The organism is Octadecabacter sp. B2R22 (genome assembly GCF_018861045.1).
In the GTDB taxonomy this organism is placed as follows: Bacteria; Pseudomonadota; Alphaproteobacteria; order Rhodobacterales; family Rhodobacteraceae; genus Octadecabacter.
The window spans coordinates 935,490-959,907 of the sequence record NZ_JAHKQJ010000007.1 but is presented as its reverse complement, the minus strand read 5'-3'; the positions used below and the strand labels follow the sequence as shown (position 1 = coordinate 959,907).

At 56.0% G+C, this 24,418-nt stretch carries 25 protein-coding genes and 2 tRNA genes; 16 read left to right on the top strand and 11 right to left on the bottom strand.

From position 1 onward, the window contains the following. Positions 1–30: 30 nt before the first annotated feature. The 4 genes from KO486_RS10165 (at position 31) to KO486_RS10150 (ending at position 3,617) form a co-directional block, all read left to right on the top strand. Positions 31–825, top strand: a complete 795-nt coding sequence (locus tag KO486_RS10165) for an aspartate dehydrogenase (RefSeq protein WP_216037113.1) — start codon at positions 31–33, stop codon at positions 823–825. Positions 826–1,008: 183 nt separating this feature from the next. Next, positions 1,009–2,016 (top strand): ABC transporter substrate-binding protein, encoded by a 1,008-nt coding sequence (locus KO486_RS10160; protein WP_216037112.1) that lies wholly within the window; start codon positions 1,009–1,011, stop codon positions 2,014–2,016. A gap of 51 nt (positions 2,017–2,067) precedes the next feature. Next, positions 2,068–2,859 (top strand): ABC transporter ATP-binding protein, encoded by a 792-nt coding sequence (locus KO486_RS10155; RefSeq protein ID WP_216037561.1) that lies wholly within the window; start codon positions 2,068–2,070, stop codon positions 2,857–2,859. Further along, positions 2,859–3,617: an ABC transporter permease gene (locus KO486_RS10150; RefSeq protein WP_216037111.1), complete on the top strand. Its 759-nt coding sequence runs from the start codon at positions 2,859–2,861 to the stop codon at positions 3,615–3,617. The genes KO486_RS10155 and KO486_RS10150 overlap by 1 nt, the downstream gene beginning before the upstream one ends. A 168-nt stretch (positions 3,618–3,785) precedes the next feature. Here KO486_RS10150 and KO486_RS10145 read toward each other — a convergent pair. Further along, positions 3,786–3,860, bottom strand: a tRNA-Asn gene (locus tag KO486_RS10145). Positions 3,861–3,924: 64 nt separating this feature from the next. Further along, positions 3,925–4,836 (bottom strand): MBL fold metallo-hydrolase, encoded by a 912-nt coding sequence (locus KO486_RS10140; RefSeq protein ID WP_216037110.1) that lies wholly within the window; start codon positions 4,834–4,836, stop codon positions 3,925–3,927. 68 nt (positions 4,837–4,904) lie between these two features. Here KO486_RS10140 and KO486_RS10135 point away from each other — a divergent pair, with 68 nt between their 5' ends. Beyond that, complete coding sequence (locus tag KO486_RS10135) at positions 4,905–6,221, top strand: ATP-binding protein (RefSeq protein ID WP_216037109.1); 1,317 nt, start codon at positions 4,905–4,907, stop codon at positions 6,219–6,221. A 184-nt stretch (positions 6,222–6,405) separates the two neighbouring features. Here the strand turns inward: KO486_RS10135 and KO486_RS10130 are convergent. Further along, positions 6,406–6,482: transfer RNA gene (locus tag KO486_RS10130), tRNA-Ile, on the bottom strand. Positions 6,483–6,597: 115 nt separating this feature from the next. On the opposite strand from KO486_RS10130, the gene purM reads away from it, so the two are divergent. Further along, complete coding sequence (purM, locus tag KO486_RS10125; protein ID WP_216037108.1) at positions 6,598–7,644, top strand: phosphoribosylformylglycinamidine cyclo-ligase; 1,047 nt, start codon at positions 6,598–6,600, stop codon at positions 7,642–7,644. Continuing rightward, positions 7,632–8,234: a phosphoribosylglycinamide formyltransferase gene (gene purN, locus KO486_RS10120; RefSeq protein WP_216037560.1), complete on the top strand. Its 603-nt coding sequence runs from the start codon at positions 7,632–7,634 to the stop codon at positions 8,232–8,234. The genes purM and purN overlap by 13 nt, the downstream gene beginning before the upstream one ends. Here the strand turns inward: purN and KO486_RS10115 are convergent. Next, a complete protein-coding gene (locus KO486_RS10115; protein WP_216037107.1) occupies positions 8,231–9,226 on the bottom strand; it encodes a Hint domain-containing protein in 996 nt (331 codons plus the stop codon). The genes purN and KO486_RS10115 overlap by 4 nt on opposite strands. A 206-nt stretch (positions 9,227–9,432) precedes the next feature. On the opposite strand from KO486_RS10115, the gene rnd reads away from it, so the two are divergent. Next, on the top strand, positions 9,433–10,590 hold the full coding sequence (gene rnd / locus KO486_RS10110) for a ribonuclease D (protein ID WP_216037106.1): 1,158 nt from the start codon (positions 9,433–9,435) through the stop codon (positions 10,588–10,590). A 6-nt stretch (positions 10,591–10,596) separates the two neighbouring features. Here rnd and KO486_RS10105 read toward each other — a convergent pair whose 3' ends face one another. Beyond that, positions 10,597–11,085 (bottom strand): hypothetical protein, encoded by a 489-nt coding sequence (locus KO486_RS10105; protein WP_216037105.1) that lies wholly within the window; start codon positions 11,083–11,085, stop codon positions 10,597–10,599. A 118-nt stretch (positions 11,086–11,203) separates the two neighbouring features. Here KO486_RS10105 and KO486_RS10100 point away from each other — a divergent pair, with 118 nt between their 5' ends. Continuing rightward, a complete protein-coding gene (locus KO486_RS10100; protein WP_216037104.1) occupies positions 11,204–11,605 on the top strand; it encodes a SufE family protein in 402 nt (133 codons plus the stop codon). A 49-nt stretch (positions 11,606–11,654) separates the two neighbouring features. Here the strand turns inward: KO486_RS10100 and KO486_RS10095 are convergent, their stop codons facing one another. From KO486_RS10095 to KO486_RS10085, 3 genes are all read right to left on the bottom strand, one after another. After that, positions 11,655–12,290 (bottom strand): DUF1638 domain-containing protein, encoded by a 636-nt coding sequence (locus tag KO486_RS10095; protein ID WP_216037103.1) that lies wholly within the window; start codon positions 12,288–12,290, stop codon positions 11,655–11,657. Beyond that, complete coding sequence (locus KO486_RS10090) at positions 12,283–12,888, bottom strand: glutathione S-transferase family protein (RefSeq protein ID WP_216037102.1); 606 nt, start codon at positions 12,886–12,888, stop codon at positions 12,283–12,285. The genes KO486_RS10095 and KO486_RS10090 overlap by 8 nt, the downstream gene beginning before the upstream one ends. A gap of 76 nt (positions 12,889–12,964) precedes the next feature. Next, positions 12,965–13,666 carry a B12-binding domain-containing protein gene (locus tag KO486_RS10085; protein ID WP_216037101.1) on the bottom strand — a complete coding sequence of 234 codons (702 nt, stop codon included), beginning with the start codon at positions 13,664–13,666 and terminating at the stop codon, positions 12,965–12,967. A gap of 165 nt (positions 13,667–13,831) precedes the next feature. Between KO486_RS10085 and KO486_RS10080 the strand changes: the two genes are divergently transcribed. After that, positions 13,832–14,911 carry a PA0069 family radical SAM protein gene (locus KO486_RS10080; RefSeq protein WP_216037100.1) on the top strand — a complete coding sequence of 360 codons (1,080 nt, stop codon included), beginning with the start codon at positions 13,832–13,834 and terminating at the stop codon, positions 14,909–14,911. 8 nt (positions 14,912–14,919) lie between these two features. Here KO486_RS10080 and bmt read toward each other — a convergent pair whose 3' ends face one another. From bmt to KO486_RS10065, 3 genes are all read right to left on the bottom strand, one after another. Continuing rightward, a complete protein-coding gene (bmt, locus tag KO486_RS10075) occupies positions 14,920–15,933 on the bottom strand; it encodes a betaine--homocysteine S-methyltransferase (protein ID WP_216037099.1) in 1,014 nt (337 codons plus the stop codon). Continuing rightward, positions 15,896–17,800, bottom strand: coding sequence for a phosphatidylglycerol lysyltransferase domain-containing protein (locus KO486_RS10070; protein WP_216037098.1), 1,905 nt, complete (start codon positions 17,798–17,800; stop codon positions 15,896–15,898). The genes bmt and KO486_RS10070 overlap by 38 nt, the downstream gene beginning before the upstream one ends. Positions 17,801–17,981: 181 nt before the next feature. After that, the gene (locus KO486_RS10065; RefSeq protein ID WP_216037097.1) at positions 17,982–18,296 is read right to left on the bottom strand and encodes a DUF1476 domain-containing protein; all 315 of its coding nucleotides are present in this window, start codon (positions 18,294–18,296) and stop codon (positions 17,982–17,984) included. 150 nt (positions 18,297–18,446) lie between these two features. Between KO486_RS10065 and purC the strand changes: the two genes are divergently transcribed. From purC to KO486_RS10035, 6 genes are all read left to right on the top strand, one after another. Then, on the top strand, positions 18,447–19,208 hold the full coding sequence (gene purC, locus KO486_RS10060) for a phosphoribosylaminoimidazolesuccinocarboxamide synthase (RefSeq protein WP_216037096.1): 762 nt from the start codon (positions 18,447–18,449) through the stop codon (positions 19,206–19,208). A gap of 58 nt (positions 19,209–19,266) precedes the next feature. Then, on the top strand, positions 19,267–19,497 hold the full coding sequence (gene purS / locus KO486_RS10055) for a phosphoribosylformylglycinamidine synthase subunit PurS (protein WP_216037095.1): 231 nt from the start codon (positions 19,267–19,269) through the stop codon (positions 19,495–19,497). Further along, positions 19,494–20,162, top strand: a complete 669-nt coding sequence (gene purQ / locus KO486_RS10050; RefSeq protein ID WP_216037094.1) for a phosphoribosylformylglycinamidine synthase subunit PurQ — start codon at positions 19,494–19,496, stop codon at positions 20,160–20,162. The genes purS and purQ overlap by 4 nt, the downstream gene beginning before the upstream one ends. A 99-nt stretch (positions 20,163–20,261) precedes the next feature. Then, positions 20,262–22,001 carry an ATP-binding protein gene (locus tag KO486_RS10045; protein ID WP_303435553.1) on the top strand — a complete coding sequence of 580 codons (1,740 nt, stop codon included), beginning with the start codon at positions 20,262–20,264 and terminating at the stop codon, positions 21,999–22,001. Between the two features lie 4 nt (positions 22,002–22,005). Continuing rightward, entirely contained in the window at positions 22,006–23,340 is a 1,335-nt protein-coding gene (locus KO486_RS10040; RefSeq protein WP_216037093.1) for a sigma-54 dependent transcriptional regulator, read from the top strand. Further along, entirely contained in the window at positions 23,333–24,010 is a 678-nt protein-coding gene (locus KO486_RS10035; protein WP_216037092.1) for an HAD family phosphatase, read from the top strand. The genes KO486_RS10040 and KO486_RS10035 overlap by 8 nt, the downstream gene beginning before the upstream one ends. The last annotated feature ends 408 nt before the right edge of the window (positions 24,011–24,418 follow it).

Here is a 24,418-nt window from a genome sequence, read left to right as displayed (position 1 = left end):
ATAATTGCCGTCTTCACGACAGGACCCCCCATGCGATCAGTTGCTTTGATAGGCTACGGTGCAATGGCACATTACGTTTCCCTGCATCTCAAAAGAAGCCCTTGGCGCGTGAGCAACTGCGTGATCCGGCAGGGGCGTGAAAGTGCCGCAAGGGACGCCGTTGGAGAAGGGATTGCGTTTGTTCGCCATGCCGATGAAATAAACAAACTGCCCGACTTAGTGGTTGATTGCGCCGGTCATCTTGGGTTGCAGGCGCATGGTGCTGCGTTCTTGCGAAAAGGGGTTCCTTTGATCAGTGCGTCGCTTGGCGCTTTGGCTGATGAAAAGACCTACCGCGCACTGGAACAGGCAGCACAGGATGGCGGCACGAGCCTGCACTTGGCCTCTGGTGCAATCGGTGCTTTGGACGCTTTGTCGGCCGCCAAGATTGGCGGGCTTGAGACCGTTCGCTACACCGGCATTAAACCACCCGCGAGCTGGCGCGGGACACCCGCTGAAACCGCTGCCAACCTTGACGCGTTGGGCGATCCCTTGATCCATTTCGACGGCAACGCGCGTGACGCCGCGCTGCGCTACCCCAAAAACGCAAACGTCGCGGCTGCTGTGGCTTTGGCCGGCGTGGGGTTTGATTTGACCCGTGTGCGTTTGATCGCCGATCCAAAGGCTGACGGTAACAGGCATGAAATTACAGCCAAGGGCGGATTTGGGACCTTTGAGTTTACAATCAATGGCGCCAGCCTGCCTGATACGCCGCGCACATCTGCGCTGGCGGCGATGAGCGTGGTGGATCGCATTCTTCGTCATGGTGCACCAATCGTCTTCTAAGGGTGTGTTGTCTTGGGTTGAGTTGAGCGGCGGCGTAAGAAATAGGCACAATTGGATATTTAGGCTAATTTTTAGCACCGTGCTGGTTTTTGCGCAGTGCGTTGGGGGCGTGGTCTGGGAACTCGACCGCGTCTTTGGCCTTCTTGGGTGCGAAGCTTTTACGCTGAAACCTGAGGACATCTAATGAAATTCGACAAAACATTGCTTGCTGCTTTTGCCGCAGTTCTTACCACCCCCGCGTTTGCCCAAACCGAGATCCCGTTTGCACTGGACTGGAAATTCGAGGGGCCGTCTGCACCTTACTTCCATGCTTTGGATGCCGGTTATTTCGCAGATGCTGACCTGACAGTGACCATCAGCGAAGGGGCCGGTTCGCTGGATGCCATTCCAAAGGTTGCGACTGGCGCGTTCCCGATTGGCTTTGCTGACATCAACTCCTTGATGCGCTTCCTTGACCAGAACCCGGGCGCGCCTGTCACGGCAGTGATGATGGTCTATGATAAGCCACCTTTCGCAATTGTAGGGCGTCCGTCTTTGGGCGTGAGCGAGCCATCTGACCTTGAGGGCAAAATCCTTGGCGCTCCCCCCCCGGATGGCGCATGGGCACAGTTCCCGATCTTTGCCGCTGAGACCGGTATCGATGTTGACGCGATCACTGTTGAACCTGTTGGTTTCCCAACGCGTGAGCCAATGCTGGCCGAAGGCAACGTCGCTGCGATCACGGGCTTTTCGTTCTCCTCTACGCTGAACCTGAAGCGTTTGGGCATTGAAGAAGACGACATCTCCGTGATGTTGATGGCAGATTACGGCGTGGACCTTTACGGCAACGCGATCATCGTCAACACAGACTTTGCAGAAGCCAACCCTGAAGCGGTCACAGCGTTCCTTGGCGCGGTTGCTATGGGCTGGACAGACGCCATTGCCTCACCTGATGCCGCGATTGCGGCGCTGATGGAACGCAATCCTGCCGCTGAGGCAGCACTCGAAACCGAGCGTTTGCAGATGGCAATCGATGCAAACGTCTTGACAGACTACGTCATTGAGAACGGCATGGGTGGTATCGACGCGGACCGCATGGCCAATGCAATCGAGCAGACCAAATCGGTTTATGAGTTCGAAAATGCGCCTGACGCGGCTCTTTATTTTGACCCAAGTTATCTGCCGACAGACGGCAGCTTGATGTTGCAATAAAAACTTGCGGGGTCGCCGTGTTGGCGGCCCCCACACCCCGAAGGCAATCCCATCGAAAATCTCATAGAAATTAAAGGTGCGCGGCATGCGTATCAGACGGCAAGCGGGCCATTGCCTGTGCTTGACGGTCTGGATGTAGCTGTTCCCGCGGGCACCTTCGCGGCTGTCGTCGGCCCCTCTGGTTGCGGCAAGTCCACTCTTACCAAATTGGTCGCTGGCCTGATGAAGCCCGACGAGGGCGAGGTCTGGTTGCACGGCGAGCGCGTCACAGGCCCCCGCAAAACTGTGGGCATGGCGTTTCAAAATCCGGTGCTGCTGGAATGGCGTACCATTCTGGATAACGTGATCCTGCCGCTCGAAATCGTAGCGCCCAAGATGCCGACCAAAGACCGCATCGCCCGCGCGATGGACCTGCTTGAGATGGTCGGGCTGGCGGGTTTTGAAAACAAACGCCCCTCTGAGCTGTCAGGGGGTATGCGCCAACGGGCGTCTTTGTGCCGTTCTATTGTGCACAAACCTGATGTGCTGATCCTTGATGAACCGTTTGGGGCGCTTGACGCATTTACCCGCGAAGATTTGTGGCAAACCATGCGCGACCTGCGTGCGGCTGAACCGTTCACCGTTGTGCTGATCACCCATGATTTGCGCGAGAGTGTTTTCCTTGGCGATCAAGTCATCGTTTTGTCCGGTCGTCCTGCACGCACGCAATTTGTTATGGACGTTGACCTTCCGGAGGATCGCACGCTGGACGTTTTGTTCACGCCCAAAGCCGCTGACATGCTGCATACCCTGCGCGACCAGATCAAAATTGCCCAAGGGCGCACTGTAGAGGGGGATGCTTGATGCTTTATAAGATCGCGACACCGGTTCTGGCGATCCTTGCGTTCCTCGGGTTGTGGGAGCTGCTGGTCTGGGCCAACGGCTGGCCCAACTACAAAATGGCATCGCCGTCTGATCTACCGCCTGCATTCTGGAAGTACAAAGAGCTGTTCTTAATCATGGGGTGGCAAACACTCTGGCGGACGGTTGTGGGGCTGTTTCTGGCCGTCATCGTCGGCACGCTGATCGGAATGATCATTGGCTTTTCAAAGCTAGCACGCGACGCTCTGTATCCGTTGCTGGTGGGCTTCAACGCCATCCCAAAGGCGACACTGGTGCCTGTTATCTCGCTTATCTTTATTGGGCAGCACGATTTTAACACCATTCTAATGGCGTTCATGATTTCGTTCTTCCCGATTGCTGTATCGGTTGGCATTGGCCTGTCGACGTTGGAACCTGAATACCGCGATATTTTGCGTGCGCTTGGGGCCTCTCGGTTTACGATCTTTCGCAAGATTGCCCTCCCAAAAACACTGCCGGAATTTTTTGGCGCGCTTAAGGTGTCTGCGACCTTGGCCTTTATCGGCACCAACCTTGTTGAGATCGTCAGCCCGCACGGGCGCGGCCTTGGCGCGTTGTTCAAATCCGGCGAAACCAATGGCGACTATCCGTTGATGTTCGCCGTGCTGATCGCCTTGGCTGTGCTTGGAATTATGCTGTATTACGCGGTGATATTCTTGGAGAAAACCTTTGCAGGCTGGGCCGATCGCGAAGGCGGCTAAAGGGGGAAGCTGCGGACCTGTAGCTTTCCCTCATCATAAACCCCAGTCGCATTCCTGCCGTTGCCGCCAACAAAGGCACGACAGCACGATTGCATCGCGGCCATCTCGGAACAAGCCAAGCATGGCGTCGCATCGCGACGTCTAAGTTTCTGTATTAAGTGAAGATATTGGCTCCGGCGGTAGGGATCGAACCTACGACCAATTGATTAACAGTCAACTGCTCTACCGCTGAGCTACGCCGGAAAACCTCGCACCGTATAGCCACAGCAATTCGGGGCGTCTAGTGGGTTTCGACGTTTTTTGTTGTCTATTTTAGCGCGAACAATGTGGTGGCCGAAAGTTGCGGGTTTTCGCCGTCTAATAGGGTCGCAATGTTGCGTGTTGTGAGGTCGATTAGGTGGGCCAGAACGTTGCGCTGCGCCATAGGAAAAAGGGCGGGGGCGACATCTGAATAGATTTTTCGGGTCAGTGTTTCTGGATCGGCCGGGGCGGGTCGTAGCGCCGCGATTATTTCCGCCTCGCGGGTTTTCCTATGGGCAATCAGTTCGGCGAGGCGGAATTGGGCATCGGGAATCGGCGCGCCGTGGCCGCAATAGGCGCGTTTGATGCCGGTTTGGGCCAACGTGGTGCAGGACGCCATGAAATCGGTCAGATCCCCATCGGGAGGAGACACCAAGGATGACGCCCATCCCATCAAATGATCACCGGTAAAGCCCACGTCGCCACTGATAAAACAAAGGTGATTACCAAAATGGCCCGGCGTGTGGTGTGCCGTGAGAGACCAGCCATCGCCCTGAACCGTGTCACCATCCGCCATGATATGATCGGGCTGAAAATCGTGATCAACACCTTCGCCACCTGCCATCTGGCCCGTGGCTGCCAGCGAATTCATAATGTCAGAACGCCCCGCGCTGCTGTCCCCGAAGGCTAGAATCTGCGCGCCCGTGGCCTCTGCCAGTGGCTTTGCCAGTGGGGAATGATCAAGGTGGCTGTGCGTAACTAAAATATGGCTGACGGGGCGATCTGCAATCGCGGCCCGCAAGGCGCCAAGGTGGGATTGATCAAATGGGCCGGGGTCAATCACGATGAGGCTGTCTGTGCCCAGCAGATAGGTGTTCGTGCCCCAGTAGGTCATTGGCGACGGATTGGGCGCCAGAACGCAGGTCAATCCGGGTTCAAGCTCTATCGCTTTGCCTGCTGTAGGGCGGTTATCTGTCATCGCGCGTTCCCTTGGCGGTCGTTTCCCAGTAGCAATAGGGCAATTAGCAATCGGAAGTAGCGTATCGCATGTCTTTTAAGTGGCTCAAACGATATTTGCCGCGCAGCTTGTATGGGCGGGCCGCGCTGATTTTGATTCTTCCGGTGATTACGCTGCAATTGGGCATTTCTGTTGGTTTCATTCAACGCCATTTTGAACGCGTTACCACCCAGATGACAGAGTCCATCGTGCTTGATTTGCGGTATCTTCTCGAAACGGTGAATGCGGCCGAGACTTTGGATGCGGCACAAACCGCTGGGGAGTCTATCGCGGACCCGCTTGAACTGATGATGGTTCTACCAGCGTCGGATTTGCCGACCGAAGGGATGCGGGTTTGGTATGATCTTACGGGGCGCGTGGTCGAGCGAACATTGAAAGACAATCTTGATGGCCTCGGGCCGGTTGTCTTGCCCAATAGTGGCAGTGTCCAACTGTGGCTGTACACGTCCCACGGGGCAATGATGGTCGAATTTGACCGCGTGCGGGTGTCAGCGACAAACCCGCATCAGCTGTTGGTCTGGATGGTGGCGCTTGGGGCCTTCATGACTTTGATTTCCTTTATTTATCTTCGAAACCAGTTGCGCCCGATCACACGTCTGGCCGCGGCGGCGACGGATTATGGCCGTGGCCGTATTGTGCCATACCACCCGTCTGGCGCCAACGAGGTCCGTGCCGCGGGGCATGCGTTCTTGGATATGCGCAACCGGATCGAACGCCAGACCCAAACCCGTACGATGATGTTGTCTGGGGTTAGCCATGACCTGCGCACACCTTTGACCCGCTTGCGGTTGGGCCTTGGGTTGCTGGACGGGGATGAGGTCGAACCTTTGGTGCGCGATGTGGATGATATGGAACACCTGTTGAACGGGTTTCTTGATTTTGCACGCGGGGACGCGGAAGACGGAACAGAACCGACAGACCCGATCGCGCTTGCTGAACTGATTCTCGCGGATGCCAAACGCATGGGGCAGGCGGTCCATGCGGGCGAGATGAGCGGTGAGGGGCATGTCGATGTGCGCCCGATGGCCCTGCGCCGCGCAGTGGAAAACTTGATCGGAAATGCGCTGCGTTACGGGGCAGAAGCACGGTTGAGCGTGTCTCTCACGCCGCGGGCGTTGGTCATATGTGTCGAAGACGACGGTCCGGGTATCCCGCCAGAACAGCGCGAAGATGCTGTGCGCCCGTTTACCCGGCTAGACCCCGCGCGCAATCAAGACCGTGGATCTGGTGTCGGTCTAGGGCTTGCCATCGTTGAGGATATTGCACGGGCCCATGGCGGCGCGTTGCGATTGGGTGAAAGCGAGGATCTTGGTGGTCTAAAGGCTGAGATCGTTCTGGCGCGGTAATAGGGGGCTCGTTGATGCGTGTGTGTGCCACAGGTTTGCTGCGCAAACATGTTTTGCACAGACTTTCAAAAAGTCTTCGCTTTTTGCCCCCATGTTTGCGTCCAGTTGGTGAGGGTGTGTGCCACACGTTTGCTGAGCAAACATGTTTTGCACACACTTTCAAAAAGTCTTCGCTTTTTGAAAGTGGTAGGCCCGGCAGGACTTGAACCCGCAACCAAAGCGTTATGAGCGCTCTGCTCTAACCAGTTGAGCTACAGGCCCCCCGAGGCACGTGGTATCAGAGCGAACAGCACCGTCAAGTTCTGACACGCAAGTTGTCACTGGAAGATTGGGCGTAAACGGGCTAGGACGCGGGCGTGAATGACGGGGATGCACGATGACTCAGAAAAATGGCCTAACTTACGCAGACGCAGGCGTTGATATCGACGCGGGCAATACATTGGTAGAACGGATCAAACCCGCCGCAAAACGCACCGCCCGACCGGGTGTCATGTCAGGTCTTGGCGGCTTTGGCGCGATGTTTGACCTCAAGGGCGCGGGTTACAATGACCCTATCCTTGTAGGGGCCACGGACGGCGTTGGCACCAAGCTGCGCATCGCGATTGATACCGGACTTGTGGACGGCGTCGGCATTGATCTGGTTGCTATGTGCGTCAACGATCTGGTGTGCCAAGGCGCTGAGCCACTGTTTTTCCTAGACTATTTCGCGACGGGGAAGCTTGAGCTCGATCAAGCGACACGCATCATCAATGGCATCGCCAAGGGGTGTGAGCTGTCTGGCTGTGCTTTGATCGGCGGTGAAACTGCCGAGATGCCGGGCATGTATCCCGAAGGGGATTTCGATCTTGCAGGCTTTAGCGTGGGCGCAATGGAACGTGGGACCGACATCCCGCGCGATGTCAGTGAGGGTGATGTTCTGATCGGGCTGTGGTCCAATGGCGTGCATTCAAACGGCTATTCGTTGGTGCGCAAGATTGTTGAACAGTCCGGCCTTGGCTGGGATGACGCATCGCCGTTTGGTGATGGAACATTGGGCGAAGCGCTGCTCGCGCCGACGACCTTGTATGTCAAAGGCTGCGTTGCGGCGTTGAAAGAAACGGACGCCGTGCATGGGTTTGCCCATATCACGGGTGGGGGTCTCACGGAAAATCTGCCACGCGTTTTGCCTGACGGGCTCGGCGCGCGGGTTGAATTGAACGCATGGCCATTGCCACCCGTGTTCAAATGGCTGGCCGAACAGGCGGGCCTTGAAGAATCCGAAATGCTCAAGACGTTTAACTGCGGTATCGGCATGGTGGCGGTGGTCGCGCGCGATCAGGCGCAGGCCGTCGGGGATATTTTCGACGCAGCGGGGCACGATGTCTGCGTGATCGGCGAGGTCATCAAAGGCGACGGCGTGGACTACACTGGATCGCTTCTGTGAAACGGGTCGCCATTCTGATTTCGGGTGGCGGATCCAACATGGTGGCGCTGGCTGAAAGCATGATGGGTGACCATCAGGCGCGGCCGGTTTTGGTGCTGTCTAATGACCCCGATGCGGGTGGTTTGGCCAAAGCGCGCGATATGGGGATTGCTACCGCGGCAGTTGATCATCGAGAATTTGGTAAGGATCGCAGTGCCTTCGAGGCTGTTCTTCAAGAAAAACTTGAAGAAGCACAGCCCGATATCATTTGCCTTGCTGGGTTCATGCGTATTCTGACCGAAGGGTTCACCGCGCAATATGACGGGCGGATGTTGAACATCCATCCATCCTTGCTGCCGAAATACAAAGGCCTGCACACACACGCGCGAGCACTTGAGGCGGGCGACAAGGTGCACGGCTGTTCGGTTCACGAAGTGACAGCGGCCTTAGACGATGGTCCGGTGCTGGGCCAAGCCCAGATCGATGTTTTTCCAGATGACACGCCAGAAACATTGGCGACACGGCTCTTGCCGATGGAACATAAGCTCTATGTTGAGGTCTTGCGGCGCTATGCGGCAGGGGATCGATCCTTGCTGAAGATCACAGGCTAGCCCGTTTTCAACAAACGGCCTTCCCAGCGGCTTAAACAGGCGTGGGCGATGGGTGGGGGACCAAGAGTGTCTAGCTCAGTGAAGATATTACGCACCTCTTCTTGTGCTGCGCGATCCAGCGCATTCAGTGTCATTGATCCTAGATGAAGGCTTTCTGAGGGGCAGCCTTCGGCAAAGACCACTTGGTGATCATCGAAGGTCATATGGACATATGTGATGGCGTCACACGGCGTTTGGATGATCGTGTCGCCGTTGATCAAATGCTTGGCAGCCACTAAAACTTGGGGTTCTCCGAAATACACCTCGCTTTGCCAATCATTAACTAACATGCGGTGCTGAGGCGAAACCATGAGGTCGCGGTAGTTCCCGAGCGCGCCAGCCTTGATTAGAATCGGTGCCATTTCACCGCGTCCGCCGATTTTGCGTGAACCGATCCAGCGCACGGGCTGCAAACCGTCGTCTTTTGTCTGAACCAAATCGCCGATTTGTAGGCTGTCGATTGCCAATGGGCCCGTGTCCGTTTCGATCAAGGTGCCTTTGGCAAAGCAGGGAAAGACGGGTGGGGTGTCCGAAAACGCAGAAAAATCGAGCTGTTCAGATCGCAGTGGGGCGAGGCCGGGCCCGTATTGAACCGTTCCATTGGTCAGCCCGTCGATGTCAAAGACGATATTGGCTGGATTGGTAATGACCTGATGCTCCCCTGAAGACGCACGCCCTTGGAACTGATCATGCTGTGGGTTCAGGTTGGAATAAAGCGCCGGTTCTGGTGGGTCGCTTTCGGGATAGGCGTAAATGCTGACAAATTGCCCGTTGGAAAAGCTGTCTTGGCCAGAGTTCACCTGCGTGATGACGATTTTGAACACATCCGTAGAGGAGCCGAGCGTTTCAACGTCGTTCAGCGTCAGCTTTACGCCGTTGTTATTGCCCGACATATTCCAGCTGGAATAGGTGCCAATTTCATCACCGGTCGCATAGACCGTCACAGTGGACATGTGCCCGACCTTTTGTTGTCTGTCCCCCAGGAAAGCAACAGCCTGCAGAGTCGCAATAACTGCGCGTCAAAGCAATCAGATTTGAATTAATTGTATTGGGACTGTGGCGAATTTGGCAGTCCAATGGCCTTTAACTTGGCAATTTGTTCCCTTACGATTACTGGATATGCGTGGCGGGCCACGCCAAGAAGTAGAAAAAGAAAAATATGAGAACAATCACAACCACTGCTGATCTCGAGACATTTTGCAAAGAAGCCGCGAATTATCCGTATGTTACAGTCGACACAGAATTCTTACGCGAACGTACGTATTATTCGAAGCTTTGCCTGATCCAACTGGCCTATATGGGCGATGGCAAGGACGATGCGGTCCTAGTTGATCCGCTGGCCGATGGGCTGGACCTTGCGCCGTTGTATGAATTGTTTGAAGACGCCGGCGTTGTGAAAGTGTTTCATGCTGCACGCCAAGACCTTGAGATTTTCTATGTGGATCAAGGGATTATTCCTTCACCGCTCTTTGATACTCAAGTTGCGGCGATGGTTTGTGGGTTTGGTGAACAGGCCGGTTACGAGACCTTGGTGCGTAAGATCGCCAAAGACAGCGTCGATAAGTCATCGCGCTTTACGGATTGGTCTCGCCGCCCGTTGTCCGATGCCCAGAAAACCTATGCCTTGGCAGACGTGACCCATCTTCGGGTGATTTATGAGTTCTTGTCAGACCAGCTCGATAAATCTGGCCGCAAGAAATGGGTCGCTGAAGAGATGGCTGTTTTGAATGATCCAGCGACCTATCAGGCCGACCCTGACAACGCGTGGAGACGCGTAAAAACCCGCACCAATTCAGGTAAATTTCTTGCAGTCGTGCGAGAATTGGCGCGGTTTCGCGAAGGTTACGCGCAGTCACGTAACATTCCGCGCAACCGTGTTTTCAAAGATGATGCTTTGGTTGAACTTGCTTCGACCAAACCTGCCAATGAGAAAGACCTCGGGCGATCTCGCCTGTTGCTGCGCGAAGCGCGGCGAGGGGAGATCGCGGAAGGGATTTTGACGGGGGTCAAAGTCGGGCTGGCCGTGAAGCCTGAAGATCAGCCAAAGCCGGATGTGCGCCGCGAGAAATTGCAGGTCAATCCAGCATTGGCAGACATGCTGCGGGTCTTGGTCAAGGCGAAGGCCGACAATGAAGGCGTGGCGCAAAAGCTTATTGCGACCAGTGCGGATTTGGATGCGCTGGCGGGCGGGATGCGCGATGTCGCGGCCTTGCGCGGATGGCGCAAAGAGGTGTTCGGCACAGATGCCCTGCGTCTTTGCGACGGAGAGATTGGCCTTGCGGTTAAGGGCGAAAAGGTCGTGACCTTCGAGATCTAATCTGGATTAACGTCCGGATGTTCGGGCGTTTGTCTGGGCTTGAACACGCACGCTGCGAATGCCGGAAAGATCAGCGCTATCGATGATGTAGGCGGCGCTGATTTGGCGCGTACGGGTGTTACCTTGCGCTTCAAAGCTGCTCGGCGCTTGGGCGCGGAATTCTAAGGTCAGAACCCCATTGCTGACACCTGCATTCACCAGTTCGGCGTTGTAGTAGCCTTGCGTTGGTGCGATGCCCGTTGCGCGAACGATTGCACCAGTGGCTGAACGTTCAATGCGAAGCTCCGTGACGCTGTGTAGCAACTCGCGGCCATCAACAGTTATGGTGCGGTTGCTTTGGTTTACCAAAGGACGAACATCCTGCGGTGTGCTGGCCTCGGTGACTTCGCGGCTATTGCCGAACCAATTGAACGGGTTCATGCGGCTTTCGGAAAGCCGCGCACAGCCTGACAGTGTGATCAGAACAGCGACGCTAAGAAGTGGTGTGCGAAACATTGTGGCCCCTTTGCCGAACGTGTTGGTCCTGAGTAGCCCAAAGCGACGCGCAAGAAAAGCGGGCTCTGGACGTTTGCGGGGTGGGAGCCTAAATCACGAATAAGAAGAGGAACGCACCATGGCCACCGAAGCCTTTGAAGAAATCGCCGAGACATTCGAGTTTTTGGATGATTGGGAAGATCGTTATGCGCATGTGATCGAGATGGGCCGCGAGATGGCGCCGCTGGATGATGTGTTCAAAGTGCCTGCGACGAAGGTCGATGGCTGTGCTTCTCAGGTCTGGCTCGTACCGTCTGTGGAGGGCGGGGTGTTTACGTTTCAGGGCGCAAGTGATGCGATGATTGTGAGCGGGTTGATTGCGATTTTACACGCGCTTTACAACGGACTGCCTGTTGCCGAGGTCGCTGGCGTTGATGCGCGGGCTGAATTTGAACGGCTTGGGCTAAACGATCACCTGTCAGCACAGCGCTCCAACGGGTTGCGCGCGATGATCGAGCGGATTCGTTCTGTAACAGCGTGAGGAGACCGACGCTGTTTGCCTTCGCAAACGCGCCCCGCCCTCCGTCCCGTTAGGAGAGGGCGCTGAGGGTCGTTTCCAGATCACCGTAACCCGTAAGGCGCCGTTCAAAGGCGAGGCCAAGACGTTCTGCGTGTTCCTTGGCTTTTTCGGTAAGGGCAGGGTCGTCGGTTTGCGCCTGATAGACCAACGTCTTGTAATTCCCGAAATACATATCGCGCAATTCAGGGTGGCGATCCAACCCCAGCGGTTTAACGATGAAGGCGTCGAATTGGCGCACAAGGAAATCAGTGAGATAGAAGCAGTCGATCTCGTCGGTTTTGGCGAAAGCATCATTGCCTTCAAAGAAAGAATAGCAGTGGGGGCCTTCCACCATGGCCACGCCAAGATCGTCACAAAGGTTCTGGAGCAACCCGCCCGTACCGCAGTCCGCATAGACGACAAAAATCTCATCATAAGCAGCGCGGAATTTCGAAACGGCCGTTTCAACGGCGTCGGGGATTTTTTCAGGGTGTACGTGCAGGATCGCAGGGAGGCAGTGCAGATCCATATGGGACCAGCCGTTCACTTTGATCAGGTCAAGGATCTCCCGCGCTAAAGCCCCGCAGGCCAGCAAAAGGATGCGACCTTTGCCTGTCGCAGTCAGGCCGTCGGTCGTCAGGGTTTGATCGTTCAGGGGCTTATTCATGGGCTTTAAAGATTTTGGCCACAGCTGGGCGGGATTTCATCGCGGTAAAATGCGCGGCGAGTTTTGGGAAGGTGTTGATATCGACATTGTCCGCGGCAAGCCACCGACAGACGGAAACCATGTGAATGTCCGCGATCGAGTATTCGCCAAGCAACCAACCGATGTCGGGAAGTTGGCTTTCGAGGTAGGCGCAGCTTTCGGCCATGGTTTCTGGGACTTTGACGACCATCGTCGCGTGGGCTGCGGGATCATCCGACCACCGTGCGCCGCGAAACTTATGCGCATGATTCACATGCATTGTGGATGCGAGATAGCTGAGCATTTCCCGCACGCGAGCCCGTTCAATTGGAGTGTCGGGCATCAGCTTTCCGGAAAGATCCGAGATATATTCGAGGATCGCTGGCGTTTCCGTTAGAGGCCCAAAGTCTGTTATTAGAGCAGGGACGCGCCCTTTTGGATTCAGTTCCCGAAACGGGGCTGCGTGTTGGTCACCGTCGGCAAAGCTGATCCAGCGTGTGTTGTAGGGCAGCTCGGCCTCTTCCAAAGCGATCTGGCTGGCGACGGCAACAGTGCCTTTGGCTGCAAAGAGAGTGAGCATATCGACCCTTTCAAATGAAAACGCGTTCGGCGGCATTGGGCCACCGAACGCGCATGTTCGTCAAGTTTGACGCGTTTTAGGCGGTTGCACCCTGATTGTGCTTACGCGCCATAAAGGTCTTGGCCGTTTCGACCGCCACGGCCGCATCACGACAATAAGCGTCAGCGCCGATGGCTTTGCCGAACTCTTCGTTCAAAGGCGCGCCGCCGACCAGCACCGTGTAATCATCACGGATGCCTTTTTCGATCATCGTGTCGATAACGACCTTCATGTAAGGCATGGTTGTCGTGAGAAGGGCGGACATTCCAAGGATGTCAGGCTGTTCCGCATCGATCGCGTCGAGATAGCTTTCAACGGCGTTGTTGATACCAAGATCGACGACCTCAAACCCAGCGCCTTCCATCATCATGGAGACAAGGTTTTTGCCGATGTCGTGGATGTCGCCCTTAACCGTACCGATCACCATCTTACCAACGCGCGGGGCACCGGTTTCAGCAAGCAGGGGTTTCAGAATGAACATCCCGCCTTTCATGGCGTTGGCCGCCAGCAGGACTTCTGGCACGAAAAGGATGCCATCGCGGAAATCGTGACCCACGATTGTCATACCGCCAACAAGCGCTTTCGTCAGGATGTCATAGGGCACCCATTTGCGTTCAAGCAGAATGTTTACGGCTTCTTCGATCTCTTCTTTGAGCCCGTCGTAAAGATCGTCGAACATTTGCGCGACAAGGTCGTCGTCGTTCAATTCGCTCAAGATGATGTCGTCTTCTTCGGACATGTTGGAATCCTTTGTTGTCTACCCTGATTTGGGCTGAAACCACTACTTTGGTCTGGACCGATTGCGACATTGAGTGCCTGCAGAGCGACTTGGATGCAAATGAATACTTTGCGCTATCAATGTGAGGGGTGTTCATTTGTTCTGTATTTGTTCTACATTCGGCGAATGAGAGAGACTCAGGACTTACAACGCGGCCAAGCGCGCGGACGTGGTGCGATCAGCAATACCGTTGGTCGATTTGAACCCTATGCGCGGATTGCAGTCGATGATGGTTGGGATGCCCCAGAGGAGGGGACCTTGCGCACCGAGGTTGCTGTTGAAGTGCCACGAAAGGTTATCACCCGAAACGCATCACCAGATGTGCCGTTTGATCGTTCGATCAACCCGTATCGGGGATGTGAACACGGGTGCGTCTACTGTTTTGCAAGGCCTGGTCATGCGTGGTTGGGGATGTCGCCCGGTCAGGATTTTGAAAGCCGCCTGATCGCACGCCCAACAGCACCACAGGTTCTGGAAGACGAGTTGCGAAAGAAGTCATATCGGCCAGACGTTCTGGCGATTGGAACCTACACCGACCCGTATCAACCGATTGAAAAGACGCATGGAATTATGCGTGGGATCTTGGAAGTCTTGCGCGATTTCCACCATCCGGTCAGCATTGTCACCAAAGGAAGCTTGATCGAACGCGACATCGATATCCTAAAAGAAATGGCCGGCGATGGTTTGGCGCGGGTTGGCGTGTCGGTCACAACGTTGGACCCGCAGATTTCAAGGGCAATGGAACCCCGCGTTCCAAGCCCTAAGCGGCGGCTTTTGATGATTGAGCGTCTGGCGGCTGCGGGCATTCCTGTCACCGTTTCAGCAGCGCCTATGGTTCCGGCTTTAACGGACCATGAATTGGAATCGATTCTCGAGGCGGGGAAAGAGGCGGGGGCCACATCGGCGACGGCAATCATGTTGCGCCTACCGCTTGAGGTCGCGCCGCTGTTTGAAGAATGGGCGCAGGTGCATTTCCCAGACCGCGCGAACCGGATCATGAACCGGGTGCGCGAACTTCACGGTGGTAAGCTTTATGAAGCGGATTTCGGGACCCGTATGACGGGGCAGGGCATCTGGGCACAGCAGATGAAACAACGCCTTACCATTGCCCGTTCGCGTTATGGGTTGGACGGCGTACGCATGCCGCTGCGACGGGACCTGTTTTCGGTTCCGCCACGCAAGGGCGATCAGATGAGCCTGTTTTAGCCGCGGTCTTAGCTGCGACGACGTCCGCGACGTGGTGCGCGGGTTGGGCCACCGCCGTCCGTGCCATCGGATTCCGAAGAGAACCCGCCAAGAGCTTCTGCAATCGCGTCCAGCGTCGGGGCTGGGCCCTTGGGACGTGTTTCCAGTGCTTCGCGCATGGCGCGCAGGTGTTCTGGGGTCGTGCCACAGCAGCCGCCGATAATTGTCGCGCCACTGTCGCGCGCAAGGCAGGCATAATCAGCCATCAGTTCAGGTGTGCCATCATAGTGGATGTGGCCGTCAACGTATTTCGGAATGCCAGCGTTGCCTTTGGCAATGACTGGTTGTTCTGGGCCCGCGGCCTGAAAGCCAAGCACAGTGCGCAGCAGGTCAGATGACCCGACACCACAGTTTGCACCAAATGCCAGCGGGGCATTGGGCAGTTTGCCGACCAGTTTCACCAATTCGGCGCTGGTTAGGCCCATCATTGTACGACCCGCGGTGTCAAAGCTCATGGTGCCACACCATGGCATGTCGGCCAGCGCAAAGGCGGCTGCCGCGGCTTTGAATTCTTCTGCAGCCGAGATCGTTTCGACCCAACACACATCCGCGCCGCCCGCTTTCAGACCTTCGGCTTGTTCGTGAAACATCTCAACTGCGGATTCAAACGTCAGTGACCCCATGGGTACCATGATGTCGCCCGTTGGTCCTACGGATCCAGCAACGACAACCTTGCGGCCGGATTTGTCTGCAACTTCGCGGGCGATCTCTGCGCCGGCTTTGTTGATCTCATGCACCTGCTTTTCGCCACCGTGCAATTTCAACCGCGATGCGTTGCCGCCGAATGTATTGGTCAGGAACATGTCCGAACCTGCGTCTACAGCGCCTTGATACAGGGCGGTGATGCGGTCGACGTGATCAAAGTTCCAAAACTCTGGGGCATCGCCTGATTGCAGACCCATGTTGAACAGGGTCGTGCCAGTGGCGCCATCGGCCAAAAGCCAGTCACGTGTTGAAAGCAGTTCGCTGAGGGCGTTTGTCATGGGTCAGGGCTCCGTTGATGCGAGACTGCGCTTCGCACGGGGGGGCAATAGGTGCAATTGAATAATCTTCATCATGTCGCTGAATGGAATTGTAGTCAGGCTCTGTGGGTTGGATTTTTGCAGGAAAGTGAATGCTGTAGGTCAGCGACGCCCCCGCAAGGATCAGCCGCAGTGGCCCTTTGGCGCAGATGTAACGGGACTTCCATTCAGGCCCAAACGACGCCTTAAAACGCCGCAAACCTGCGGAAGACTCCATAATCCGGTTCGCGAACGGAAGATCGGCGTTGAATGCGGGAACCGAGGCGAGCGACAGGAACGCGGCCTTGCCCTCGCGCGCCGCATGAATGGCCGTAACGATAAGGGCATGCATCGTACCATCTGGGATCGCATCTTCATGGCGCATGAGATCAAGCGTCCAGACATCGCCCGTATGAAAGCTGACAAAGGCGACCGGGGTGCTGCCATCAAATGCAGCAAACACCCGTTGTGAGGAGAGGTAGTCAGGGCAATATAGCCCCATGGAGTGGCCTTTTTCGCGCCCGTGGGAGGCCACCCAGTTTTCGGCGACGGGGCGCAGGTGGGCCATATCGCGCACTTCGGAAATTGTTAGACCGGAGGTCTCAAAGTGGCGCAGCGCGCGGCGCAATTGGCGGCAGGCGGGGCGGTCGGGCGACCATGTTTGCGGGCGGATCACAGCGTCTTGGGCGCAACGCAATACGGCCCACCCCGCCGCGCGGGCCTGTGACGCTTGTTCGGGTGAACATTTATACAATGTTTTCGGGTGCTTGAACGGTCGAGCTGCGAGGGCTGCGCCAGCTGGCAAATCCCCCAGCACAGCGCCGCCGCCCAAACAGGGCAAGGTTAGAACAGAGGTTTGTCCATATTGGGATAGCTGCGCCGATTGTTTCAGCAACCCCGCCTCCGGGTGATCTGGCGTGATGTCTTGCACGACAGTGTTCGGGCGCAAAAGGCCGATCAGGGCAATCGCAGCGGGCAGTGCGTAGTACAGAAGACGGAACGCAAGAACGGCGGCCATGGCAGAGGCATCATCGGTGACAGGCAACATCGCCAGAAGGGACAGATCAAAGGCCCCGACGCCGCCCGGCGCGTTGGACAAAAGACCCGCCCCCAGTGCCACAAGGTAGGCGGCAAACAACAAGTGGTAGGGGACCGCGTCGGGCCATAAAACCCAAAGTGCACCAGCCGCAAAGGCTGTGTCTGCAAAGGTTGCCGTGAGCAGCGCGATCAGCGTGCCCGCCCCAACGGGTGCCGGGATCCAACGCAGGTGATGCGCAAGGCGTGCCAGAGCGATCATTGCAGGAATTGCAAGAATTCCCGCAAAGAAAACGGCGCTGTTTGACACCAAACGTGCGTCCAACAACCCAGACAGCGGCACGACTAGGGCGCAGACAACAGCCAGTGCTGCCAGAAAGGACAGGCTGACGACTGCGGACAGGCGCAGAACCTTGCCGAGAGGGACGTCCGGAAGGCAACGCCACCGCACGAGTGCTCCGGTCAACGCTCCGAATCCCAACGTTTGGGACAGGGCAATGGCCTTGATTCCTGCAGCGCGGGCGGCTTTTGGGCGTTGACCCGTGCGCAAGACGGCGTGAACCAAAACATCATATGTGCCCACGGCGCGAAAACTGAGCGCGGTAAAGATCAGCGCAACGAGCCATTGCCACGGTGCCATGGCATCAATCGCGGCCCAAATCATAACGGGGTCTAGGCCCGAAATATGTTTGATAAAGAGAGTCCCAAACAAAACCAGTGCCGCCAAGGGCAGCAGATTTGTTATCATTGATCCGGACGTGACCCGATCAAATCCCGTGCGAATAGGGCCCGAAGGCACTTCACCTGTCGCCATGATATTTCCATTCCCAATACCGGCCCAATTTGGGGCCAGTCACCAAGGTCAGGCTAAACGAAGGGTGGTTTTGGAAAGGTAAAGGCCAAGGTGAAATCAATCACCTTGGCCTGAAACCTTGTTGAACTTTGAAGGGTATTTCCTTCAAATTGTTCGGTAAATTCAAACTTTTGGGGAAACCTTAGGCTTCGTCCATCAGCTGTGCTTTGGCTTCTGCCATGCACTCAGCCATTTTGGCGCGGATCGCGGCTTCGTCTGTCAGGTGGCCAACGTCGTTGAACAGCTTGCGGTAAACATCTTCGTGGCCCGCTTCTTCAAAATCGGATTTAACGACCTCTTTGGCGTACTCGGCAGCGGCATCCGCATCTTTGCCAAGCAGACCAGCAGCCCAAAGGCCAACCAGTTTGTTGCGGCGTGCGTCGGCCTTGAACTGCATTTCTGCGTCATGGGCGAATTTGTTTTCAAAAGCGTTTTCGCGGTCATCAAAGGTGGACATTGTCTGCTCCTCACAGGGAATGTTTCGTGGTCTCCCTAGATATGCCCCTCGCGGCGCTTGCCCGCAAGGGGGGCTTGGCTTATGACGCGCGCAAGTGGCCACTACAGACACCTTTGATCCCCCAAGGGCAGGGCCAAGCAAGGAGACAGCATGGCACGTCGCAAACTGGTTTATGAAGGCAAGGCAAAGATCCTCTATGAGGGCACTGAGCCCGGGACGTTGATCCAGTACTTCAAAGACGATGCCACGGCGTTTAATGCTGAAAAGAAAGACGTGATTGACGGCAAAGGCGTGTTGAACAACCGCCTGAGCGAGTTTTTTATGCTTGGTCTGCAACGCATCGGCGTTCCGACCCATTTCATCAAACGCATCAACATGCGCGAACAACTGATCCGTCAGGTCGAAATTATTCCGCTCGAAGTGATCGTGCGCAATTTTGCCGCAGGCACCATGGCCAAGCGTCTTGGCATGGAAGAGGGCACACCTTTGCCGCGTCCGATCGTTGAATTCTCCTACAAAGATGATTCTCTGGGTGATCCGTTGGTTCCTGAAGAATACATCATTGCGTTTAACTGGGCCTCTCAGCAGGACTTGGATGATATGGTCGCGCTGGCTTTGCGTGTGAATGATTTCATGGCCGGTGTGATGCACGGTGTTGGCATCAAGCTGATCGATTTCAAAATCGAGATTGGCCGTGTTTGGGACAATGACTTTATGCGTCTGGTTATTGCCGACGAAATCAGCCCTGACAGCTGCCGCTTGTGGGACATTGAGACGGGCCGCAAGCTCGACAAGGATGTGTTCCGTCGCGATCTGGGCGATTTGGCGGATGCCTATACGGAAGTCGCCAAACGTCTTGGCGTGTTGCCACAGAATGCACCACCTACGTCCAAACCGACGTTGATCAACTGAGTTAACTGAACGAAGTGCGCAATTGCGCAACTGCCGAACGAACAAAAGGAATTACCATATGAAAGCCCGTGTCCACGTGATGTTGAAAAACGGTGTTCTGGACCCGCAGGGGGCCGCGGTAAAACACGCGCTTGGCGCGATGGGTTTTGAAGGCGTCAACGGTGTGCGTCAGGGCAAGGTGATTGAACTTGATCTGGCGGACGGCACGACCGAAGCACAGATTGGTGAGATGTGCGAAAAGCTTCTGGCGAACATGGTGATCGAAAGCTATCGGATCGAAGTGCTATGAAGGCGGCGGTCATCCAATTCCCCGGATCCAACTGTGATCGCGATATGGCCGTTGCGCTTGAGAAATCTGGCGCGGACGTTGAGGTCGTTTGGCACAAGGATGCAGCACTTCCCAAAGGTGTCGATCTGGTCGCGATCCCCGGTGGGTTTTCGTTTGGCGATTACCTGCGCTGCGGTGCGATTGCTGCGAACTCTCCGATTTGTAAGGCGGTCGTCGATCACGCCAATGCGGGCGGCTATGTTTTGGGCGTCTGTAATGGGTTTCAGGTCTTGACTGAAACAGGTTTGCTTCCGGGTGCTTTGCTGCGCAATGCTGGGTTGAAATACATCTGCCAAACCGTTGGTTTGAAAGTGGAAACGTCAAATAGCGGCTACACTGAGGGCTACAACGCCGGTGCCGAAATTGGCATTCCGATCGCGCACCACGACGGCAACTATTTTGCTGACGATGAAACGATTGCGCGCCTGCAGGGCGATGACCGTGTGGCCTTTACCTACACAGATAACCCGAACGGCAGCCGCGCTGATATCGCTGGTATCCTTTCAGATAACCGCCGTGTGCTTGGTATGATGCCGCACCCAGAACGCGCCTTTGAAGAGGCTCATGGCAATACAGACGGTCAGCGCCTTTTCGCTGGTCTGCTGAGCCAATTGACAACGGCCTAAGCCAAAAGATGGACGGTGCAAGTTGTGCGCTGTAGTCTTACCTGATGTAGCGGGGCCAGGTGCGGCTGTGCCCCGATGTTGCTGGGGGTAATGTAAAAGGTGGCGGGACGATCCCGAATTTCGTTTGTTTGGTGGACGCGCGGTTTGGTTGTCGCGCTGATCCTGTTGGCTTGTACTGTTATCTACGTGTCCAACACCTTGCTTACAGAACGTTTTACGGAACGAACGCGCAGTTCTGCTGAAGTGCGTTTGGCGCTTTATTCTGCCAACCTTTTGAGTGAGTTGCAGCGTAATTCAATTGTGCCGCAACTGTTGGCCCGTGACCCTGCACTGATTGGCGCGCTCAATTCCGGTGACTACACACAGTCCACGGCACGGCTGTTGTCCTTTGTGGATGAGATCGGCGCGGCTTCTTTGTTGATGATGGACACGGACGGGCGCGTTGTCGCTGCCACAGACCGCGAACGTTTGGGCGAAAACCGCCGCGATCAAGAAGCATTTGTGCAGGCGCTGCGCTCGAATACCACGACATTCACTGTGGATGAGCGCGAAGAGGGCGGATTTGATTTTAGCTATTCCCGCCGCATTGAAGATGGCGGTCTAGGCATCGGCGTTGTGTCGGTCGCTGTTGATCTGGCGAAACTTGAACGGTCTTGGGCCGGTATTTCGGATGCGGTGATGGTGCTCGACGCGGACGGCCGCGCGATCCTTGCGACCGAACCCCGTTGGCGCGGACGCACGGAAGAAGAAGGGATTGCGCTTCTCGAACCGCAATCCGCGATTGAGCGTGCATTGCGCGGCGCGCCGGATTGGTCTGCTTTGCCTATCGATGCGTATCTGCGCGGGGACGGCGTGATGCGCCAAGAAGTCCGCGTGCCGTTCCAAGGCTGGCAGGTCATCAGTTTCACCACGTTTCAGTCGGTTCGCGAACGGGTAAACGCGATCCTTGCACTGGAAATTATGGGATTCGCTATTCTTTTGGCGGGGCTGTTCTGGTTCCTGTCGCGTAAATCTAATCTCGCGGCGCGCATGTTCCAGTTGGAATCGGCGGAGCTTCGCCAGTTGAATATCCGCCTACAGCGGGAAGTTGCCGAACGCGAAAAGGTCGAAAAGGACCTTGAGGTGGCGGAACAAACGATGGCGCAAACCAGTAAGCTGGCCGCCTTGGGCGAAATGTCCGCAGCCGTCAGCCACGAGTTGAACCAACCACTTGCCGCAATGAAAACCTATCTGGCGGGGGCGCGTCTGTTGATTGCGCGTGAACGTCCTGAAGAAGCGGTTGTTGCCGTGGCGCGTATCGACAGCCTGATCGAACGCATGGGCGCAATTACCAAGCAGTTGAAGTCCTATGCGCGAAAAGGGTCCGATAACCTCGAACCCGTTGATGTTAAGGACGCTGTGCTGTCTTCACTGTCGATGATGGAACCTCAATTGCGTCAACGTCAAGTGGCTATTACGCGCACTTTGCCTGATGGCCCTGTGATGGTTCACGGGGACCGCATGCGGCTGGAACAGGTGATTATTAACCTGCTGCGAAACGCCTTGGACGCCACCAAAACTGCCAATGAACCCCGCGTCGAAATCCTGCTTGCCCAAGGGGACGTGGCGCGCCTGACGGTGCGGGACAATGGCCTCGGCATTGAGGATTTGGACGAGCTGTTTGAACCGTTCTACACCACAAAGCAGCCCGGCGACGGCACTGGGCTGGGGCTTGCTATCTCTTCGGGGATCGTAAACGACTTCGGCGGACGGCTCACCGCGCGCAATTCTGATAAGGGCGGGGCTGTATTTGAGGTAGAACTGCCCATATTGGGTTCAGACATGGAAGCAGCGGAGTAACGCTATGGCGCAAGCTATGAAAATCGCGATCGTTGATGACGAACAGGACATGCGGCAATCGATTAGCCAATGGCTGGCGTTGTCAGGGTATGACACTGAAACCTTCGCCAGCGCTGAGGACGCGCTTAAGGGACTTGGTCAAGATTATCCGGGGATCGTTGTAAGTGACGTGAAAATGCCGGGCATGGACGGAATGCAGTTCCTGAAAAAGCTCAAGGGTGTTGATAGTTCTCTGCCGGTTATAATGATCACGGGCCACGGCGATGTGCCGATGGCGGTTGAGGCAATGCGCATTGGTGCGTTTGATTTCCTTGAAAAGCCGTTCAACCCAGATCGCATGACCGAACTGGCCAAAAAGGCGACCGTTGCACGGCGTTTGACGCTGGATAACCGTGAACTGCGCCGTGAACTGTCTGACGGCGGGGCCTTGCTGAAGAAACTGATTGGCGCGTCGCCTGTGATGGAACGTCTAAAGGAAGACATTCTCGATCTGGGGCAAGCGGATGGCCATGTCCTGATCGAAGGCGAAACAGGCACAGGTAAAACGCTTGTGGCGCATGCTTTGCATGCTGTTGGGGCGCGGGCGAATAAGAAATTCGTTTTGATTTCCTGTGCGGCCTATGAAGACGACGCATTGGCGAAACGATTGTTTGGTCCAGCAGGGCAGGATGATCCGATCCCCGCGATCGAAGAAGCCCGCGGTGGGACTTTGGTTCTGGAAGACATCGAAAGCCTGTCGGACACCAATCAGGCCCGTCTGACAACGGCGATCAATGATCAAGGCACGCCTGCGGAAACCCGCATAGTCGCGATCTGTAACCTTCAGGATGAGGGTAAGACCTGCGAAAGCGAGTTGCGCGCAGATTTGTTCTACCGCCTTGCTGCTTTGCGCATGACGGTGCCGCCATTGCGGGCACGTGGTGAAGATATCCTGACGTTGTTTACCCGCCTGAGCGAACAGTTCGCCGAAGAATACGGCTGCGAAGCGCCCGAAGTCAGTGCACAGGAAGCAGCCCAATTGTTGCAAGCCCCGTGGGCGGGCAATGTGCGCCAACTATATCACGTGGCAGAACGTGCGGTGCTTCAGAATCGCCGCGGGTCAGGCACTATCGCATCCTTGTTGATGAATGAGGACGACGAAGCGCAACCTGCCATCACCACCGAAGGGAAGCCGCTGAAAGAATTCGTTGAAGCGTTCGAGCGGATGTTGATCGACAACACCATGCGCCGCCACAAAGGCAGCATCGTGAGTGTCATGGACGAGTTGTGCTTGCCGCGTCGGACCTTGAACGAAAAGATGGCCAAGTACGGGCTGCAAAGGTCTGACTACCTTGGCTAATCCATTTTCGGCGTTGCTGTTTGATATGGATGGTTTGCTGCTGGACAGCGAACGTCAGTTCATGGAAGCCTTGGTCGAAATTGGCACGCCCTTGGGGTTTGAGGCTGCAACGCTTGAGGCGTTTTTCCTAACGCTAGTCGGTACATCGTCCGCGCAAACGTCCATTCGGTTGGCTGAGTTTTTGCCATCAGGCGTGGATGCTACCGCCTTTGAAAAACAATGGCGCTTGGTCAATGCCGCCCGTCGAAACGGTCCTGTGCCGTTGCGGCCTGCGGTGGGCCACGTTCTTCCAGCTTTGGCGCGGGCAGGGCATCGCATGGCGGTTGTCACATCGACAAAACGTGCGCCCGCACTTGAGCACCTCAAACATGCGGGGCTGCTATCTTACTTCGAACTTGTCGTTGCCGGGGATGAGGTAAGCGCCAACAAGCCTGATCCTGCGCCTTACCTTCATGCGGCAAAGGCATTGGGTGTTGATCCACGCACCTGTGCTGCGTTTGAGGATAGTGACACGGGCACGCACGCGGCTGTCGCTGCCGGATGCATCACCACACAAATTCCTGATCTGCGCCCAGCGGGTTTGCCATTGCCGGACCTCGGCCAGCATATCGCACAGGACTTGGCCGTGGCATTGCAACAGATCCGAGTGCTCGATCATACGGTGGCATAGTGGGTTTATTGCGCATTAGCGGTCTAAATCGGCACTCAATTCCAAGATGTCGCAGTTTGACATTGTAATGTGACCATGACCTCCCCTATGTATGAGGGACGGGCGGTTGCCATGACGCTATGCGCAAAATCCCGGGAGTTTTTCTGTCTGCGGTTGCAGTGGTCCGATTTTGTTAAATCCCTCCATCCCCGCGACAGACCGAAATTTGGCCCCTCGGGGTCACTTGAACAGCCCTCGTCGGTGTTGGAAATCCTATATCGCGGGGCCTTGAACGGGCCGTGTTTTCACGCGGTCGGAGACCAACGCGATGGATCGCGCGACACTGAATAGCGAGAAAGTGACGAACCCTTTGGTTCGCCCATCCGCTGTCGCGCATATCGCCTTTAATAATCACGTATCAGGGACACA